General features: G+C 67.1%; 17 protein-coding genes. 6 read left to right on the top strand and 11 right to left on the bottom strand.

What is annotated here, in order from left to right; genetic code table 11:
* Positions 1-53: 53 nt before the first annotated feature.
* On the top strand, positions 54-458 hold the full coding sequence (locus tag CFB45_RS11300) for a RidA family protein (RefSeq protein WP_089425655.1): 405 nt from the start codon (positions 54-56) through the stop codon (positions 456-458).
* Positions 459-487: 29 nt separating this feature from the next.
* On the opposite strand, the gene CFB45_RS11295 is transcribed toward CFB45_RS11300, so the two are convergent.
* A complete protein-coding gene (locus CFB45_RS11295; RefSeq protein WP_089425654.1) occupies positions 488-1303 on the bottom strand; it encodes an aminotransferase class IV family protein in 816 nt (271 codons plus the stop codon).
* 133 nt (positions 1304-1436) lie between these two features.
* Here CFB45_RS11295 and CFB45_RS11290 point away from each other — a divergent pair, with 133 nt between their 5' ends.
* Positions 1437-2357, top strand: coding sequence for a LysR substrate-binding domain-containing protein (locus CFB45_RS11290; RefSeq protein WP_089425653.1), 921 nt, complete (start codon positions 1437-1439; stop codon positions 2355-2357).
* Between the two features lie 72 nt (positions 2358-2429).
* A complete protein-coding gene (locus CFB45_RS11285) occupies positions 2430-2846 on the top strand; it encodes an ACT domain-containing protein (RefSeq protein WP_089425652.1) in 417 nt (138 codons plus the stop codon).
* A gap of 100 nt (positions 2847-2946) precedes the next feature.
* Here the strand turns inward: CFB45_RS11285 and CFB45_RS11280 are convergent, their stop codons facing one another.
* Together CFB45_RS11280 and uraH are read right to left on the bottom strand one after the other, a co-directional pair.
* Positions 2947-4140 carry a urate hydroxylase PuuD gene (locus tag CFB45_RS11280; protein ID WP_039342830.1) on the bottom strand — a complete coding sequence of 398 codons (1194 nt, stop codon included), beginning with the start codon at positions 4138-4140 and terminating at the stop codon, positions 2947-2949.
* 52 nt (positions 4141-4192) lie between these two features.
* Entirely contained in the window at positions 4193-4546 is a 354-nt protein-coding gene (gene uraH, locus CFB45_RS11275) for a hydroxyisourate hydrolase (RefSeq protein WP_011352401.1), read from the bottom strand.
* 521 nt (positions 4547-5067) lie between these two features.
* Between uraH and CFB45_RS11265 the strand changes: the two genes are divergently transcribed.
* A complete protein-coding gene (locus CFB45_RS11265; protein ID WP_089425650.1) occupies positions 5068-6480 on the top strand; it encodes an 8-oxoguanine deaminase in 1413 nt (470 codons plus the stop codon).
* Between the two features lie 94 nt (positions 6481-6574).
* On the opposite strand, the gene CFB45_RS11260 is transcribed toward CFB45_RS11265, so the two are convergent.
* The gene (locus CFB45_RS11260) at positions 6575-7504 is read right to left on the bottom strand and encodes a LysR substrate-binding domain-containing protein (RefSeq protein WP_006762467.1); all 930 of its coding nucleotides are present in this window, start codon (positions 7502-7504) and stop codon (positions 6575-6577) included.
* A gap of 220 nt (positions 7505-7724) precedes the next feature.
* Entirely contained in the window at positions 7725-7934 is a 210-nt protein-coding gene (locus CFB45_RS11255; protein WP_011352399.1) for a dodecin, read from the bottom strand.
* 135 nt (positions 7935-8069) lie between these two features.
* Between CFB45_RS11255 and CFB45_RS11250 the strand changes: the two genes are divergently transcribed.
* Entirely contained in the window at positions 8070-8963 is an 894-nt protein-coding gene (locus tag CFB45_RS11250) for an NAD(P)-dependent oxidoreductase (RefSeq protein ID WP_089425649.1), read from the top strand.
* Positions 8964-9029: 66 nt separating this feature from the next.
* Here the strand turns inward: CFB45_RS11250 and CFB45_RS11245 are convergent, their stop codons facing one another.
* The 4 genes from CFB45_RS11245 to CFB45_RS11230 form a co-directional block, all read right to left on the bottom strand.
* Positions 9030-9476: a hypothetical protein gene (locus CFB45_RS11245; protein WP_027784713.1), complete on the bottom strand. Its 447-nt coding sequence runs from the start codon at positions 9474-9476 to the stop codon at positions 9030-9032.
* Positions 9477-9809: 333 nt separating this feature from the next.
* On the bottom strand, positions 9810-10241 hold the full coding sequence (gene mscL / locus CFB45_RS11240; protein ID WP_006487991.1) for a large conductance mechanosensitive channel protein MscL: 432 nt from the start codon (positions 10239-10241) through the stop codon (positions 9810-9812).
* Positions 10242-10473: 232 nt separating this feature from the next.
* A complete protein-coding gene (locus CFB45_RS11235; RefSeq protein WP_089425648.1) occupies positions 10474-11640 on the bottom strand; it encodes a tetratricopeptide repeat protein in 1167 nt (388 codons plus the stop codon).
* 88 nt (positions 11641-11728) lie between these two features.
* Positions 11729-12409 (bottom strand): PspA/IM30 family protein, encoded by a 681-nt coding sequence (locus CFB45_RS11230; RefSeq protein ID WP_059233905.1) that lies wholly within the window; start codon positions 12407-12409, stop codon positions 11729-11731.
* A gap of 444 nt (positions 12410-12853) precedes the next feature.
* On the opposite strand from CFB45_RS11230, the gene CFB45_RS11225 reads away from it, so the two are divergent.
* On the top strand, positions 12854-15370 hold the full coding sequence (locus CFB45_RS11225; RefSeq protein ID WP_089425647.1) for a penicillin-binding protein 1A: 2517 nt from the start codon (positions 12854-12856) through the stop codon (positions 15368-15370).
* 87 nt (positions 15371-15457) lie between these two features.
* Here CFB45_RS11225 and CFB45_RS11220 read toward each other — a convergent pair whose 3' ends face one another.
* On the bottom strand, positions 15458-15889 hold the full coding sequence (locus tag CFB45_RS11220; RefSeq protein WP_089425646.1) for a DUF3574 domain-containing protein: 432 nt from the start codon (positions 15887-15889) through the stop codon (positions 15458-15460).
* A gap of 145 nt (positions 15890-16034) precedes the next feature.
* The gene (locus CFB45_RS11215) at positions 16035-17054 is read right to left on the bottom strand and encodes a threonine/serine dehydratase (protein ID WP_089425645.1); all 1020 of its coding nucleotides are present in this window, start codon (positions 17052-17054) and stop codon (positions 16035-16037) included.
* Positions 17055-17057 lie beyond the last annotated feature (3 nt).

Raw genomic sequence — 17057 nt, 5'->3', positions numbered from 1 at the left:
CTTCATCGTTGATGCCGGGGCGGCTTCGCCCCACCAACCGAAGGAGGTAGGGGATGGTAAAGCGTAGCGTGGTTTTCCCGCCCGGTCGCCGGGCACTGTACGACCGCAACCGCTATTCGCCGGCAGTGCGCTCGAACGGCTTCCTGTTCGTGTCCGGGCAGGTCGGCAGCCGTGAGGACGGTTCGCCGGAGCCGGAACTGGGTGCGCAGGTCCGCCGCGCGTTCGACAACCTGAATGCGGTGTTGCGCGCGGCCGGTTGCACGTTCGACGACGTCGTCGACGTGACGGTGTTCCTCGTCGACCCTGAAGCGACGTTCGAGCGGATCTGGGAGATCGTTCCCGAATACTGGGGCGACGCGCCGCATCCGACGCTGACCGCGGTCGGCGTGACCTGGCTGTATGGGTTCCAGTTCGAGATCAAGGCGATCGCGCGGCTGCCGGAGACGGTCGACGGGTGAGCAGGGCGCGCGGCGCGTGGCGGCGCGCGTCACGGCGCGACGGGCGGCTCCTGTTCGTATGCGCGATGCAGCAGCGCGACGAACGACGATGCGTCGGGCAGTGTCGTCGCGCCCAACCGTCGCACGGCGATCCCGGGCGTCCACGAATTCATCACGACGGCGCCGGCCATCGACGGCAGGTCGGCCGGCGTCAGTTCGCGATCGTGCTGCGCGACCCCCAGGCGCGCCAGTTGCCGGCGCACGATGCGCATCGTGACGCCGCCGAGCATGTCGGCCACCGGCCACACGACCGCGTCGCCGGTCCAGAACGCGAGATTCCAGATCGAGCCTTCGCTGATGCGCCCATGGCGATCGACGAAGGCCGCATCGTCGAAACCCTGCGCGATCGCGCGGCGCAGGAAGTGCGTCTTCGCGACTTCGCCGACGTGCTTGATGTCCGGCAGCACGCGCTCGTATTCGAACAGCGCAAGATCGAGCGGGCCCGTGGGCCCCGACGACGGCGCGGCGGTGCGGACCAGCACGTCGAGCGTTTCGTCGTCGCGCGGCGCGACGAATTCGCCCGTCGTCGCATGCACGGTCGCCGTCAGCGACAGCGCCGACGGCGCGCGCTCGAGCGCGGCGCGCAGGAGCGTGCGAATCCGGTCGTCGGGCAGGGCCTGGCCGAACAGCGTGTTCGACGCATCGCGCAGCCGCGCGAGATGCAGGTCGAGGCCGCGCACGTGGCCGTCGCGTACCTGCATGGCGGTGAAATGCGCATGGCCCGCGAACGCGAGCGCGGCGAGCGCGTCGGGCGTGGCGGCGACGCCGTTGATCTGGGCGACGGACGGGAATGATGCAGCGGTCATCGGCGACTCTCCAGGTTGGCCGCGGGCACGGGGCGGCGCGCGACATCTTCAAGAAGGCCTATTGTTTGCCGATTGATGCTGTCTTGAAAAACGAGTAGTTTTGGAACGGTCATCAAATCCTGTTTGAAGATCGATGGAACGCATGTGGCCCGGTACGCGCGCGCTGAGGACGTTCGATGCAGCGGCGCGGCACCTGAATTTCTCGCGAGCGGCCGACGAGGTCGGGCTGACGCCGGCGGCCGTCAGTCACCAGATCAAGGAAATCGAGGCGCAGCTCGACATGGTGCTGTTCGTCCGCACGAGCCGCAGCATCCGGCTGACGCCGGCCGGTGTCGTGCTGGCTGCCGCGGCCGCTGATGCGCTGGCGGGCCTGCAGCGCGCGACTACCCGGGCACGGCGCGTCGCACGGGAGCAGACGGAGTTGCGCGTGTCGGTCGGCGCGCGCTTCGCGACGCACTGGCTGCTGCCGCGCCTGCCGCGTTTCAGGGTCGAACATCCAGCGTTCGAGCTGTCGTTCGATATCACCGACCGGTTGCGCGATTTCGATGACGACGGCGTCGATGCCGCGATCCGCTTCGGCACCGGGCGTTATCGCGATGCGTGCGCGCAGCGCCTCTTCGATACGTCGGTCGTTGCGATCTGCAGCCCGGCGCTGTTGTCGGCCGGGCCGCCGTTGCGCAAGCCGCGCGACCTGCTGCGCCACACGCTGTGCCACGTGGACTGCGAAGTCGATGGCGTGACCTGGCCGCGCTGGTCCGCATGGATGGCCGCTGCCGGCATCGACGGTTTCGACGACAGGCGGTGCGTCGCGTTTCCGGATTCGAGCCACGTCGTGCAGGCCGTGACGGATGGCACGGCGGTCGGGCTGGCGGAGCCGCACATGATCGCGCGCGATCTCGCCGAAGGGCGCGTCGTGCAACTGTTCGACGTGAACGTCGACGTGGCGCCGGGGCTCGCCTATCACGTCGTGTATCCGGAGCACACGCAGGACGATCCGCGCATCGTCGCATTGCGCGACTGGCTCGCGGATGAAGTCGCGACGATGCACGCGTAGCGGTGACGGGGGCGCGTGCTATCGTGCCCGCATCTCCACCGCGCGATGCCCGATTCCGGGCATGTTCCTCCGATGAGCCAACCTGAAAACGACCTGGCGATCCTGCTGAGCACGATGCAGCCCGAACTGCATCCGGGCGCGTTCGCCTTCGTATCGCTGCCGACCGGCGCAGACGTATCGTTATCCGAAGTGATCGCAACGTTTCGCGAAGCGGAGGGGCTGACCGTCGTGGTCGAAGAGGAGACGGCGGGGCGTCATGGCTGGTCCGTGCTGTTCCGTGCGGCCTGGATCACGTTGACCGTGCATTCCGACCTTGCGGCTGTCGGCCTCACGGCGGCGTTCGCACGCGCGCTCGGCGCGGCCGGCATCAGTTGCAACGTGATGGCGGCTGCCTGCCACGATCACATCTTCGTGCCTTTCGACGACGGCCCGCGCGCACTCGATGCGCTCGTCGCGCTCCAGCGCGACGCGATGCGCGGTGAGCGGTGAGCGCTGGCAACGCCTCTGCAGCACGCGAAAAAAAACGGGCCCGTAACGGGCCCGCGAACGGAAAGGATTGCGCCGGAACACGACCCCGGCGCACGGCGGCTTACTTGTTCGCGCCACCCTCGAACCACGCGGCGAGCTTCGTGCGCTCGTCGTCGGTCATGTGCGTGACGTTGCCGATCGGCATCGCCTTCAGGCGCACGGCCTGTTCATAGATACGCTGCGCGTTCTTCGACACTTCGTCCGGCGTGTCGAACATCACACCCGCGGGCGCGCTGCCCATCAGCGTCGGCTTCGCCGAGTGGCACTCGACGCAGCGCTGCTGCAGGATCGGCATGATGTCGTTGATCACGACCTTCGGCGCGTTCGCGGCCTGCGCTTCCGGCGCGACCGGCTTCGGCGTCGTCCAGACCAGTGCGCCGGCCAGCAGCGCGACGCCGCCGATCGGCAGGTACCACAGCTGCTTGCCGCGGTGGCGCATCACGAAGAACTGGCGAATCAGCGCGCCGGCCAGCATGATCAGCACGAGCACGACCCAGTTGAACTTGTTCGTGTACGTCATCGCATAGTGGTTCGACAGCATCGCGAACACGACCGGCAGCGTGAAGTACGTGTTGTGCACCGAGCGCTGCTTGCCGCGCTTGCCGTAGATCGGGTTCGGCTCTTCGCCCTTGAGCATCTTGTCGACCATCTTGCGCTGGCCGGGGATGATCACGAAGAACACGTTCGCCGACATGATCGTCGCGAGCATCGCGCCGACGATCAGGTAGGCGGCACGACCCGCGAAGATGTGGCACGCGAGGTACGCGGCGGCGACCACGTAGATGCCGACGCAGATGCCGAGCACGCGGTCGTTGGTGCCGAGGATGCGGCACAGCGAGTCGTAGACGATCCAGCCGGCCGCGAGGAAGCCGAGTGCGGACGCGACGGCGACCACCGGGCCCATGTCGAGCACGCTCTTGTCGATCAGGTACGTGTTCGGTGCGAGCAGGTACAGCACGAAGAACAGCGAGAAGCCCGACAGCCAGGTCGTGTACGACGGCCACTTCGACCAGTGCAGGTCATCCGGCATTTCCGGCGGGGCGACCGTGTACTTCTGCATGTTGTAGAAGCCGCCGCCGTGGACGTGCCACAGCTCGCCGAACACACCGCGCTTGCGCTGGTTCGGGTCGGTCGGCGGTTTCAGGCTGTTGTCGAGCGCGACGAAATAGAACGACTCGCCGATCCACGCAATGGCGACGATGACGTGCAGCCATCGCAGCGCGAGGTTCAGCCAGTCGGTGATGAAGCCTTCCATGAAACTCCTCCAGACTCAAATCGTTTGTTTGATGCGGGCGCTGATTCGAATGTCAGCTGCCGCGATAGGTGCTGTACGACCACGGCGACACGAGCAGCGGCACGTGGTAGTGCGAGCCGGTGTCGGCGATGCCGAAGCGGAGCACGACGCGATCGACGAAACGGGGTTCGGGCACCTTCACGCCGAGCGACGCGAAGTAGTCGCCGGCATGGAACACGAGTTCGTATTCGCCGGCGGCGAGCGCGGCGCCTTCGAGCAGGGGTTCGTCGCAGCGGCCGTCGCTATTGGTCAGCACGGTCTTGATCGCGCGGCGCGATTCGCCGTCCAGCGCGTAGAGGTCCACCTTGATTGCAGCGCCGGGACGGCCGTGCGCCGTATCGAGTACGTGGGTAGTGAGCTTTCCCATTCGTTGTGTCCTTGTGTGAATGCGAGGTTCGGCGGCGACTCGATCCATTGACTGTGCGGCGGATCGAGGCTCCACGTCACGTGGCTACATACCCGTCGGCGAGATTGAAGCGAGCGCCGTGCAGGCATTGTAAAAAGGTTCCCCGCGCAAATACGGGCGCGATATCAAAGATAATGCGCCGCGCATGAGCGGCTGTCGACGGCACGCCGGAGACGGTTTCCGGTGGGCTTCCGGCGGGCATTTCGGGCCGCCGGCGGGGCGTTGCGCGGCGTACCATATCGAAACCGTGAAACGCGGTATTCCGGATCGCGCATTGTGTGCGGCGCGCGCTTGGGCGATCCTCCCGCCGTGCGCGTCGGCCCGTGGCCTGCGCGTACCCCGAAGACGGCGAGCACGCCGGGTAACCGGGCCAGGGCGTTCGAACGGACGCAGGCACCGGAGCGTGCCGCGATTCAGCGTTCGAACGGCTGTGTGACCGCTCCCAGGATCCGCCCCTGGGGGCAGACCGACGCGGAGAACGCATGAACCTCGAGCAGCACGCTGGCGCACGCGCGCCGAACCCCTCCTCATCCCGCCCGACAACCCTGCTGGTCAAGCACGCCGACGTGCTCGTGACCATGGACGACACGCGTCGCGAGCTGCGCGACGCGGGGCTCTACATCGAAGACAACCGGATCGTCGCGGTCGGTCCGACCGCCGAGCTGCCCGAGACGGCCGACGAAGTGCTCGACCTGCGCGGCCACCTCGTGATCCCGGGGCTCGTGAACACGCACCACCACATGTACCAGAGCCTGACGCGCGCGGTGCCGGCGGCGCAGAACGCCGAGCTGTTCGGCTGGCTCACGAACCTGTACCGGATCTGGGCGCACCTGACGCCCGAGATGATCGAAGTGTCGACGCTCACCGCGATGGCCGAGCTGCTGCAGTCGGGCTGCACGACGTCGAGCGATCATCTGTACATCTACCCGAACGGCAGCCGCCTCGACGACAGCATCGGCGCCGCACAGCGGATCGGCATGCGTTTTCACGCGAGCCGCGGTGCGATGAGCGTCGGCCAGCGCGACGGTGGGCTGCCGCCCGATTCGGTCGTCGAGCGCGAGCCCGACATCCTGCGCGACACGCAGCGCCTGATCGAGACCTATCACGACGAAGGCCGTTACGCGATGCTGCGCGTGGTCGTCGCGCCGTGCTCGCCGTTCTCGGTGAGCCGCGACCTGATGCGCGACGCGGCCGTGCTCGCGCGCGAATACGGGGTGTCGCTGCACACGCACCTCGCGGAGAACGTCAACGACATCGCGTACAGCCGCGAGAAGTTCGGGATGACGCCGGCGGAATATGCGGAAGATCTCGGCTGGGTCGGCCACGACGTGTGGCATGCGCACTGCGTGCAGCTCGACGATGCGGGTATCAGCCTGTTCGCGCGCACCGGCACGGGCGTCGCGCACTGTCCATGCTCCAACATGCGGCTCGCGTCGGGTATCGCGCCGGTGAAGAAGATGCGTCTCGCGGGCGTGCCGGTCGGCCTCGGCGTCGACGGCTCCGCATCGAACGACGGCGCGCAGATGGTCGCGGAAGTGCGGCAGGCGCTGCTGTTGCAGCGGGTCGGTTTCGGGCCCGATGCGATGACCGCGCGCGAAGCGCTCGAGATCGCGACGCTCGGCGGTGCGAAGGTGCTGAATCGCGACGACATCGGCGCGCTGAAGCCCGGCATGGCCGCGGACTTCGCCGCATTCGACCTGCGCCAGCCGCTGTTCGCGGGCGCGCTGCACGATCCGGTCGCGGCGCTCGTGTTCTGCGCGCCGTCGCAGACGGCGTACACGGTCGTGAACGGGAAGGTGGTGGTAAGGGAGGGACGTCTGGCGACGCTCGACCTGCCGCCTGTCATCGCGCGTCACAACGCGCTCGCGCAGGCACTGGTCGAGGCATCGCGCTGAAGGAAGGCTGGCGCCATCCGACGGCCGCGTTGCCGCCGGGCAGGCCGCCGGCTGTCGCCACGCCGCGCCGAAACGGCGCGTGCGGCCCGCGCCGTTACGCTTCGATCAGCGTGCGGGTGGCTTCGGCGACGAGGCTGCGCAGCCAGCGCACTTCATCGGAGTAGTGGCAACGCTCGTGCCACAGCTGGTAGTACTGCATCGGGGGGAAGTCGAGCGGCGCCGGCACGACCGACAGCGGCAGGAACTTCGCGTAGTGATCGGCGAACAGGCGCGTCGTCGTGAAGATCAGGTCGGACTTCACGAGCACGTACGGTGCGAGGTTGAAGTACGGCAGCGTGACGACCACGTGGCGCTTGAGCCGTTCGCGCGCGAGATGCACGTCGATCGCGCCGCGCTGGCCGACCGAGTACGGCGTCGGCGCGAGATGCGGGGCGTTCAGGTACTGATCGAGCGTGAGCCCGCCGCGCTTCGCGAACGGGTGCGTGTTGCTCATCAGGCAGACGATTTCATCGACGAACAGGTTCGACAGGTGCAGCTGCTCGGGCGGCTCGGGCCAGTTGCCGACGACGATGTCGAGCTTGCCGTCTTCCAGCGCGAGCTCGTAGTCGAACGCGGGGCCGAGCGAATGGAACTCGAGCGTCGCGTTCGGCGCGGCCTGGCGGAAGCGCTCGACCACGGTCGGCACGAACAGCACGTTCAGGTAGTCGGGGCAGCCGATCCGGTAGCAGCGGATCGACGTGGCCGGGTCGAAATTGTGCTGCTGGAACTTGATGCGCTCGATTTCACGCAGCGCGTTCTGCACGGGCTCGAGCAGGCGCAGCCCGTATTCGGTCGGCACCATGCCGGATTTGCCGCGCACCAGCAGCGGATCGCCGGTGATGTCGCGCAGGCGCCGCAGCGCGGCGCTGATCGCCGGTTGCGACTGGTTCAGTTTGACGGCCGCGCGCGTGACGCTGCGCTCCATCAACAAGGTGTGCAAGACGCGCAAGAGGTACGTGTCGATCGCCTCGCGTTGCTGACTCATGTTATCTCCGGTTTATATGGCTGGGCTGATCGAGGGGTGGGGTGGGTATATTGTTTTTAATATGAACGAAAATCAGCGTCAAGAGATGGATACCCGCAGGTACCCGCCGGCCGGGCCGCGACAAGGGGCCTGAACGGGGGCGAAGTGAAGCGCGCGGCGCCGCGCGGAAGCGCGTTGCACGGATCCGGTCAGCGGCGCGGCGTGTGATGCAGGGGGCGCGTCAGTCGTCGATGCGCATGCCGACCTTCAGCGTGACCTGCCAGTGCACGACCTGGTCGCCTTCGATGTGGCCGCGCGTTTCGGTCACCTGGAACCAGTGCAGGTTGTGCAGCGTCTTGCCGGCTTTTGAGATCGCGTTGCGGATGGCGTCGTCGCTCGATTGCTTCGACGAACCGGTCAGCTCGATCATCTTGTACACGTGGTCGCTCATGATGCGCTCCCTGGGATGTCGGTATGGATGGCCGGCGCAAGCCGTGGTCCCAAAGCGGCGCCGCGCGTGCCCGGCTTCTTGAGTAATAGGTATGATGGGCGGCAAGTTCAACCCATATCGGAGACGAGGAGCATCGTGGAAGTCGGATTTTGCGGACCGGGATTGATGGGCGCGCCGATGATTCGGCATTTGCTGGCGGCAGGGCATCGGGTCAGCGTGTGGAATCGCTCGCGCGACAAGGCCGAGGCGCTCGTGAAGGACGGCGCGCAGGTGCTCGGCACGCCGCGCGAACTGGCGGAGCGCGTCGAGACGGTATTCGTGTGCGTGCTCGACGGCCGCGCGGTGGGCGATGTCGTGTTCGGCGAGCACGGCCTCCTCTCCGGCGATGCGCGTGCGCGTCGCCTGCAGCGCATCGTCGATCATTCGAGCATTGCGCCCGCCGCCACGCGCGATTACGCGGCGCGTGCAGCCGCGCTCGGCGTCGGCTGGGTCGATGCGCCGGTGTCGGGCGGCGTGCCCGGCGCGCAGGCCGGCACGCTCGCGGTGATGGCCGGCGGCCGCGCGGCCGATCTCGACGCGGTGCGGCCGCTGATCGACGCGTATGCGTCGCGGATCACGCACATGGGCGACGCGGGGGCGGGGCAGACGGCGAAGCTGTGCAACCAGGCGATCGTCACCGCGACGGTGACCGCGATCGCCGAGGCCGTCGGTCTGGCGCAGGCGAGCGGCATCGATGCCGCGCGGCTCGCCGAAGCGCTGGCCGGCGGCTGGGCCGATTCGGTGCTGCTGCAGACGTTCGTGCCGCGCATGACGTCGGGCGGCCATGCTCCGATCGGCGCGCTCAGCACGTTCCAGAAGGACGTCGATGCGATCGCCGACGCGGCGCGCGATACGGGCGCCGTGATGCCCGTATCGGCCACCGTGCAGCAGGTGTTGCGGCTCGGCGCCGCGCAAGGGCTCGCCGGTGCCGATTTCGCCGCATTCATCGACATCGTGCGACCCGGCAACGAGCGTCAGCAGGTGTCGTGACGGGTAAGCGAGGCGCGTGAATGACAGATGGGCCACCCGGAGGCGGCCCATCGATCGGCAGGGTGATCAGCCGAGGGAGCGTGGTGTCGTGTCGCCGGCGTTCTGGCGACCGAGCCCGCCGCGCAGGCTCGCTTTCGTGCCTGCACCAAACTCGGGCAGGATGCGCGCACGCGCACGGCTGGCAAACACGAGGAAGCCGAAGCCGTTTGCTTCATACCAGTATCCGCCGTTCTCGAGGCCGTCCAGCGGTTGCTCGAGCGCGTTGGCGATCGATTCGATGCAGCGCTTGCGCAACTCGGCGATGGCGGGATAAGGCGGCTGGGCGCCGCGTACGCTGCACAGGAGCACGTCGAGACCGGGCAGCACATGTGCGTACAGGACGGGTTCGTCCTGCGCACGGGCGCGGGCAATCTTGGTGTCGAGCTGGGCAAACGGTTTCGAGTGGCGCAATACCGCGAGGAATGACTCCTGGCCATCCTGCTGGGCACGCCGACGTTTTTTCGGGAAGGACATAAACACTCGCCTCAAAAACAATTGCAAGAAATGCGGCACTTTCATGCGACCCACTCCCGGCTATGTACGCCGCATGTCGATCCTTTATAGCACACGAAAATGCTGCCTTCGTGCAGTACGACGATCAATGTCTCCCGTCGACCTGCTCGCCATGATCGACACAGCCAGCGTCTTGGCGCCCGTACTGTCGTTTAGTCTCCATCATAGACCTGCTTTCCCCGCGCGTGCATTCGCCCGTCACAAAAAAGTGAGATAGGCCGCATGCGGCGGTGCATCGCACGCGCAATAAAAAGGCCCGCACGAGGCGGGCCTGGCTGGCGGGGCGCTGGGCGATCAGCGCTGCTTCAGCGAATCGCGGATCTCGCGCAGCAGCACCGTGTCTTCCGGCGTCGCGGCCGGTGCGGCTTCTTCCGGCTTGCGCAGCTTGTTGATGAATTTCACCATCAGGAAAATGATGAACGCGAGGATGACGAAATTGATTGCCACCGTGATGAACGAGCCGTAGCCGAATGCGGCGACACCCGCGGCCTGCAGGTCCTTGAACGAATCGGGATTACCCTTGAACGTCGGGGGGATGGTGCCGAGCAGAACGAACTTGTTCGAGAAATCCAGGCCGCCGGTCAGCACGCCGATGACCGGCATGATGAGGTCTTTCACGACCGAGTCGACGATCTTCGAGAACGCGCCGCCGATGATCACGCCGACGGCGAGATCCATGACGTTGCCCTTGACGGCGAACTCCTTGAATTCCTTGATGATGCTCATGAGCGGCTTTCTCCTGTTTGGGGCGAGAGGAGGCGTGCCGCGACGCGCAGGGATGCAGAGCGTCGAATGAGGGTCGGTGGCACGCCGATGGCCGCATGATAGCGAACGCTCCCCATTGCCGGTAGTCCATCTTGAAATGATTGACAAATCCGCGCGTCGGCGCGGCCGGCCCTGCAGGGGAGCGTGGCGTGCAATGCAGCGCGTCGCGGGGGCGTCGACGCGCTGCGTAGCGTCAGGTGTTGTCGTCGGTCCAGCCGTCGTCGTTGCTGCCGAGATCCATGCCGCCGCCGCCGCCGTTGCCGTCGCTCCAGTTCGAACTGTCGCCGCGGCCGAGGTCGAAGCCCGGGTCGTTCTCCTGCCGGCGGCGCTCGCCGTCGACGATCACGTCGCGTTCGACCACGCGCTCGCGGCCACCGGACATCGCCTCGCCGAGCAACACACCGGTCAGCAACCCGCCCATGCCGCCGCCGAACCCGCCGCCGCCTTGCTGGATCACCACCGGCGGTTGCTGTTGCGGGTAGGGCTGCTGAGGATACGGCTGGCCTTGCGCGCCCGTCATGCGATCGGCTTCCTGCGCATACACGGAGCCGCTGCCGTTCGCCGGTGCCGCGGGTTGCGCGGCCGGGTCGGGACGGCCTTCGACGCGTGCCTTCACGCTTGCATGACGCTGTTCGAGTTCATCGACGCGATACGGCGGCACCGGGTTCTTGCCGTTCGACAGCGTTTCGACGAGCGTGCGCGCATCGGTCTCTATCGCTTCGAGTTCGCCCGTGAGCGCCGCGGCGCCGGGCGCCGTCGACAGCTTCGCGTCGAGCTTCAGCGGGCGGATGTCGTTCAGCACGTCGGTGGCGCGCTTGAGCTGCGTGCGGCGTTCGTCGTCGGCGCGGCTGTCGTCGGCCGTGCGTGCGCGCCGCAGCGTCCAGCGCAGCACCAGCGCGATCACCGCGGCAATCAACCCGAAGCCGATCCACATGCCGGTCGACGGGCCGTGTTTTTCGGCCGGCGCGACAGCGGGCGCGAGCCCCGGCTGCAGCGTCCCTGCCTGCGTGGCCGACGGCACGTTGCCGCTCACGCGCGCGGCGTCGGCGCGGATGCGCGACTCGGTCTGCGCGAAGCGCGATGCGTCGGTGAACTTGAGTTGCGGATCGAGCGACTTCGCGCGCTGCAGCTGCTCGAGTGCGTCGGACGCGCGGCCCTCGCGGTCCAGCACCTGTGCGTACAGGTAGCGCGCATGCGCATTGTTCGGATGGGCGTCGATGACTTGCGACAGCTGCGTGTCGGCTTGCTGCCAGTTGCGTTGCGCGATCGATTGCTCGACCTGCTGCAGCGACGGGACCGCAAACGCGGCGGACGACAGCACCATCAGCGAGAGGCCGAGTGCGGCGAGAGATTTCTTCATGGTCGAACCGGGCGCAGGCGCCCGTCTCCTGACGATCGGTTCGCGCCGCGCCCGGGGCGGGCGGCGGCGCGGTTGCCCGCAGTGGCCGTTACTGCGCGGGCGTGTCGAGCTGCTTCTTCAGCGCGGCGAGGCGATCCTCGACCGACGGGCCCTTGTTCAGCGCGGCGAGCTTGTCGTCGAGCGCCTTGCCGCTCGACGTGTCGGCCGAATTCAGGCGCGCGTCCGAGCGGGCGTTCTGCAGCGCGACCTTGTCCTCGAGCTTCTGGAAGTCCTCGGACAGGTTCTTGCCGCCGATGCCGCCCAGGGCGCTGGCCGCGACGTCCTTCGCCTGCGCGATTTCCTGCTTGGCCTGCAGGATGTTCGAGCGTGCATTCAGGTCGTTGCGGCGCTGACGCATGTCGGCGATCTGCCCCTTCAGCTTGTCGACCGACGGCTCGAGCGTCGTCAATTCGGCTGCGAGCGCGTCACGCTCGGCTTCCGCGTTCGACTGCGCGGCGAGGGCCTCGCGGGCGAGCGCTTCGTCACCGGACTGCAGCGCGCGCTTCGCGCCGTCCTCGTACTTCTTCACCTTGTCGTCGGCCGCATCGCGCTTGCTGCGCTGGGTCGCGACCTGTGCCTCGATCTCGATCAGCGAATTCTCGGCACGGCCGATGCTGTCGTCGAGCTCCCGCACGATCTGCCGTGCGTCGCGCGACGGATCCTGTACCGAATCGGCCGCATCGTTCAGCAGGCCTTTGATCGTGCGCGAAACAGAGTCGAAAAGCGACATGAAATCCTCCGTGGTTGAAAGGCGCCGCGTGAGAGCGGCAGTGCCCGTTGCGAGCCGGTTCCGACCCGCATGAGCCGGCGGATATTACACCACCGGTTCACTTAAATACGGCTTAAACGCGCGAGTTCAAGCGGCTTGCGCATCACGATGTCGAACCTTTCGCGACTGAAAGAAAGCCGGCGCGTGCGCGCGATATTGCGTGTCCATGATAGGCAGAGGATGCCGACAATACGTTCCTGAAATCACGGCATTGCGGGAATTTTTACAAAAAATCGCGAAGGCACCCGGTCGATTTCATTAAAATGCGCTGTCACGTCGCGGGAACGGATCGCCGCGCGGCGGGGTCTGTCGACGTGACAGCCGCATCACGCTGTATCCGCTCTGATTCATTCGCCTGCATTTCCGCATGCGTCCGAGGGCGCCACGACCGCCCGCCATTCCGACATGCCAATTATCAAACGACCGCCTTCTTCTTCCGACAGGAACGAACCCCACTACACGCTGCGCCGTTCGCCGTCCGGAGCCTATTACCCCGATGACGACGATCGCGACGACGACCGCCGCACCCAGCGCAGCGGCGGCGGAGGGCGCGGTCGCTCGTTCGGCTCGCGCGTCATGCTGTGGTTCGCCGGCCTCATCGCGACGCTGGCGATCGTCGGCGCGCTGATCGTCGGCTACGCGCTGGTCGTGATGGCGCCGCAACTGCCGTCGCTCGACGCGCTGACCAACTACCAGCCGAAGGTGCCGCTGCGCGTGTTCACGGCCGATCATGTGCTGATCGGCGAATTCGGCGAAGAGCGCCGCAGCCTCGTGCGCTTCCAGGACATTCCGGACGTGATGAAGAAGGCGGTGCTCGCGATCGAGGACTACCGCTTCTACGAACACGGCGGCGTCGACTTCGTCGGCATCCTGCGCGCGGGTGTCGCCGACCTGATGCACGGCGGCGCGCGCCAGGGCGCGAGCACGATCACGATGCAGGTCGCGCGCAACTTCTTCCTGTCGAGCGAGAAGACCTACACGCGCAAGATTTACGAAATGCTGCTCGCGTACAAGATCGAGAAGGCCCTGACGAAGGACCAGATTCTCGAGCTGTACATGAACCAGATCTATCTCGGCCAGCGCTCGTACGGCTTCGCGGCCGCCGCGCGCGTGTATTTCGGCAAGGACCTGAAGGACATCACGCTCGCGGAAGCGGCGATGCTCGCCGGGCTGCCGAAGGCGCCGTCCGCGTATAACCCGGTCGTCAATCCGAAGCGCGCGAAGGTGCGCCAGGAATACATCCTGAAGCGCATGCTCGAGGTTGGCTACATCACGCAGCCGCAGTACGACGAGGCCGTGAAGGAGGAGATCCACGTGCGCACGCCGGGCAACCAGTACGCGGTGCACGGCGAGTACGTCGCCGAGATGGTGCGGCAGATGATGTACCAGCAGTACAAGGACGAAACCTATACGCGCGGGCTGACCGTCACGACGACGATCAACTCGTCCGACCAGGAAGCCGCGTACCAGGCCGTGCGTCGCGGCATTCTCGACTACGAGCGCCGCCACGGCTATCGCGGGCCGGAAGCGTCGATCAAGCTGCCGGCGGCCGGCGACGACCGCGACGAGGCGATCGACGACGCGCTCGCCGATCACCCGGACAACGGCGACCTGCAGTCGGCGGTCGTGCTGTCGGCATCGCCGAATGCGGTCGAGGTGCAGTTCGTCGGCGGCGCGACCACGACGATCGGCCCGGCCGGGCTGCGCTTCGTGGCGGGCGCGCTCAGCCCCCGCGCGAACGACACGCTGCGCATCAAGCCGGGCTCGGTCGTGCGCGTGCTGAAGGACGGCAAGACCGGCTGGCAGGTCGTGCAGCTGCCGCAGGTCGAAGGCGCGCTCGTCGCGATCGCGCCGCAGGATGGCGCGATCCGCTCGCTCGTCGGCGGCTTCGACTTCAACAAGAGCAAGTTCAACCACGTGACGCAGGCCTGGCGGCAGCCGGGCTCGTCGTTCAAGCCGTTCATCTACTCGGCGTCGCTCGACAAGGGGCTCGGGCCGGCGACGATGATCAACGACGCGCCGCTGTACTTCCCGCCGAGCGTGCCGGGCGGCACCGCCTGGGAGCCGAAGGACGACGACCAGCCGGACGGCCCGATGACGATGCGCACCGGCCTGCAGCGTTCGAAGAACCTCGTGTCGATCCGGATCCTCGCGTCGATCGGTACGCAGTACGCGCAGCAGTACGTGACGCAGCGCTTCGGCTTCGATCCCGCGAAGACGCCGCCTTACCTGCCGATGGCGCTCGGCGCGGGCCTCGTGACGCCGCTGCAGCTCGCGACCGGCTATGCGGTGTTCGCGAACGGCGGCTACAAGGTCGATCCGTACCTGATCGCCGAGGTCGACGACGCACGCGGCCAGGCGCTGCAGAAGTCGCAGCCGGTGCTCGCGGGCAGCACGGCGCCGCGCACGATCGAAGGCCGCAATGCGTACGTGATGAACAGCCTGCTGCATTCGGTCGCGACGGCCGGCACGGGCGCGGGCACCAACGCACTGGGCCGCAGCGACCTGCAGGGCAAGACGGGTACGACGAACGACGCGAAGGACGGCTGGTTCGCCGGCTACCAGCAGTCGCTCGTCGCGGTCGCGTGGATGGGCTTCGACCAGCCGAAGAGCCTCGGCAGCCGCGAATTCGGCGCACAGCTCGCATTGCCGATCTGGGTGAACTACATGCGCACCGCGCTGAACGGCGTGCCCGAGCAGCAGATGCCGATGCCGGACGGCCTGACGTCGATCGACGGCGAGCTGTACTACGCCGATCGCACGCCGGGCAATGGCTTCGTCGCGAACGTCGACATCAACCCGGCCGAGAATTCGATCAGCGCGAACGATGCGCTCGGCTCGGCTGGCGCGGCGGGGCTTGCGCCGCCGCCCGTCACGCCGCAGGAGAAGCAGCAGATCATGGACATGTTCGAGAGCAAGTAAGCGGCACGCCGCGGTTCCGGCATGCGACGGGCGCCTTCGGGCGCCCGTTTTTTTTGCGCGAATGGCCGGCGGACGGAGAAGGGGGAATCAGAACGATGCGCAGGCCGGCACGACCGTCATGCCGACCGATTGCTGGTGAAAGCGCTGCATATACGCTTGCCGGATCGCGGCGAGCCGCGTGCGCGTATCGGGCGTATCGTCGGCGATGATACGGATCACGAAGCTGTCTTCGCGCGTGATCCCGCCGCTTGTCTGGTCGCGCCACTGGCCGTGTGTGTCCCAGTAGGTGAGGCCGTCGGGGAACCGTGGTGTGACCGTGTCGGCGAGGAATGCCGCGCGCTCCGCATCGGTGACGGGGCCGCGCCCCGTGATGTCGCGCCCGAACAGCAGGTCGGCCTGCAGCATGCGGTTTTCGCCGGGCTGCGTGCAGGCCGGGGGGGCGTCGACGACGGGCGACGGCGGTGCCGCGCAACCGGCGAGCAGGGCGATCGCCATGGCGCAGGCGGCCAGCGGCCGCATCTGCCCATTTCGTGACGATCGACCTCCGCGCGCGCAAAACGCTGCGCGCTCAACCACTTGCGTGCTTGTCCGGCGGGTTATCAACAGGGCTGTCAACATAATCTGGGGATAACCCTAGGTTCGTCCGCGCGTGCCCGATGTGGGGTCAGTGCTGCAGTGTCGCGTGCGCGAGATGCATGCCGAGTGTGGCCGGGTCGGTACTGGTGCCCGACAGCAGCACGCCGACGCGCTTGCCCTGCAGCGTTTCGCGCAGCGGGCCGAGCAGGGCGGCCAGCGCAGCCGCGCAAGCCGGTTCGACCGACAGTTTCAGCTGCGAGAACAGGAACAGCATCGCGGCCCGCAGCGCGTCGTCGGACACGGTGACGATGCGGTCGACGTGGCGCCGGCACAGCTGGTAGCTGTATTCCTCGGTATGCGGCGCCATCAGCGAATCGGCGATCGTCTGCATCGCGCTCATCTTGATCGTGTGATTCGCCGCGAAGCTGCGGCTCATCGCATCGGCGCCTTCCGGCTCGACGCCGTACACGTGCACACGCGGATTCGCGAGCCGCAGCGCGGTCGCCATGCCGGCCGCGAGCCCGCCGCCGCCGATCGGCACGATCACCGCGTCGAGGTCAGGCGTCTGGGTCGCCCATTCGTAGCCGAGCGTCGCGGTGCCGAGGATCGTGTGATAGCCGTTGAACGGATGGATGAAGAAGCGGCCTTCCTCGGCCTCGATCCGCCGGACCAGATCGAATGCCTGCGATGCGCTGCCGGCCAGCACGACTTCCGCGCGGTACTGCTTGCACTGCGCGATGCGCGACGGGCTTGCGGTATGGAACATCACGACCTTGGCGCTGCTGCCGAGCCGCATCGCCGCGTACGCGACGGCCGGCGCGTGATTGCCGGCCGATACGCAGGTGACGCCGGCGTTCCTGCGCGCCTCGTCGAGCGCGAGCAGGTGCGTGAATGCGCCGCGCGCCTTGAAGCTGCCGCTGACCTGCAGCAGCTCGAACTTGAAGTTGACGTGCGTGCCTTCAAGCGATGGCAGGTCGGCGCGTTCGAACACGGGCGTGCGCGCGACCCACGGCGACAGCGCGAAATGCTGCGCGGCGATTTCATCGAGCGTCGGGATCGGCTCGCCGTCGATCGTCGTATGGGCGGCGCCCTGTTGTTCAGTCGACATGAC

Source organism: Burkholderia sp. HI2500 (genome assembly GCF_002223055.1).
In the GTDB taxonomy this organism is placed as follows: Bacteria; Pseudomonadota; Gammaproteobacteria; order Burkholderiales; family Burkholderiaceae; genus Burkholderia.
The sequence above is the reverse complement of the archived record's forward strand: the minus strand, read 5'-3'. Positions and strand labels throughout refer to the sequence as shown.

Coding starts and splice junctions, on each gene's coding strand:
- CFB45_RS11300 (WP_089425655.1), top strand. CDS start 54: ATGGTAAAGCGTAGCGTGGTTTTCCCGCCCGGTCGCCGGGCACTGTAC.
- CFB45_RS11295 (WP_089425654.1), bottom strand. CDS start 1,303: ATGACCGCTGCATCATTCCCGTCCGTCGCCCAGATCAACGGCGTCGCC.
- CFB45_RS11290 (WP_089425653.1), top strand. CDS start 1,437: ATGGAACGCATGTGGCCCGGTACGCGCGCGCTGAGGACGTTCGATGCA.
- CFB45_RS11285 (WP_089425652.1), top strand. CDS start 2,430: ATGAGCCAACCTGAAAACGACCTGGCGATCCTGCTGAGCACGATGCAG.
- CFB45_RS11280 (WP_039342830.1), bottom strand. CDS start 4,140: ATGGAAGGCTTCATCACCGACTGGCTGAACCTCGCGCTGCGATGGCTG.
- uraH (WP_011352401.1), bottom strand. CDS start 4,546: ATGGGAAAGCTCACTACCCACGTACTCGATACGGCGCACGGCCGTCCC.
- CFB45_RS11265 (WP_089425650.1), top strand. CDS start 5,068: ATGAACCTCGAGCAGCACGCTGGCGCACGCGCGCCGAACCCCTCCTCA.
- CFB45_RS11260 (WP_006762467.1), bottom strand. CDS start 7,504: ATGAGTCAGCAACGCGAGGCGATCGACACGTACCTCTTGCGCGTCTTG.
- CFB45_RS11255 (WP_011352399.1), bottom strand. CDS start 7,934: ATGAGCGACCACGTGTACAAGATGATCGAGCTGACCGGTTCGTCGAAG.
- CFB45_RS11245 (WP_027784713.1), bottom strand. CDS start 9,476: ATGTCCTTCCCGAAAAAACGTCGGCGTGCCCAGCAGGATGGCCAGGAG.
- mscL (WP_006487991.1), bottom strand. CDS start 10,241: ATGAGCATCATCAAGGAATTCAAGGAGTTCGCCGTCAAGGGCAACGTC.
- CFB45_RS11235 (WP_089425648.1), bottom strand. CDS start 11,640: ATGAAGAAATCTCTCGCCGCACTCGGCCTCTCGCTGATGGTGCTGTCG.
- CFB45_RS11230 (WP_059233905.1), bottom strand. CDS start 12,409: ATGTCGCTTTTCGACTCTGTTTCGCGCACGATCAAAGGCCTGCTGAAC.
- CFB45_RS11225 (WP_089425647.1), top strand. CDS start 12,854: ATGCCAATTATCAAACGACCGCCTTCTTCTTCCGACAGGAACGAACCC.
- CFB45_RS11220 (WP_089425646.1), bottom strand. CDS start 15,889: ATGCGGCCGCTGGCCGCCTGCGCCATGGCGATCGCCCTGCTCGCCGGT.
- CFB45_RS11215 (WP_089425645.1), bottom strand. CDS start 17,054: ATGTCGACTGAACAACAGGGCGCCGCCCATACGACGATCGACGGCGAG.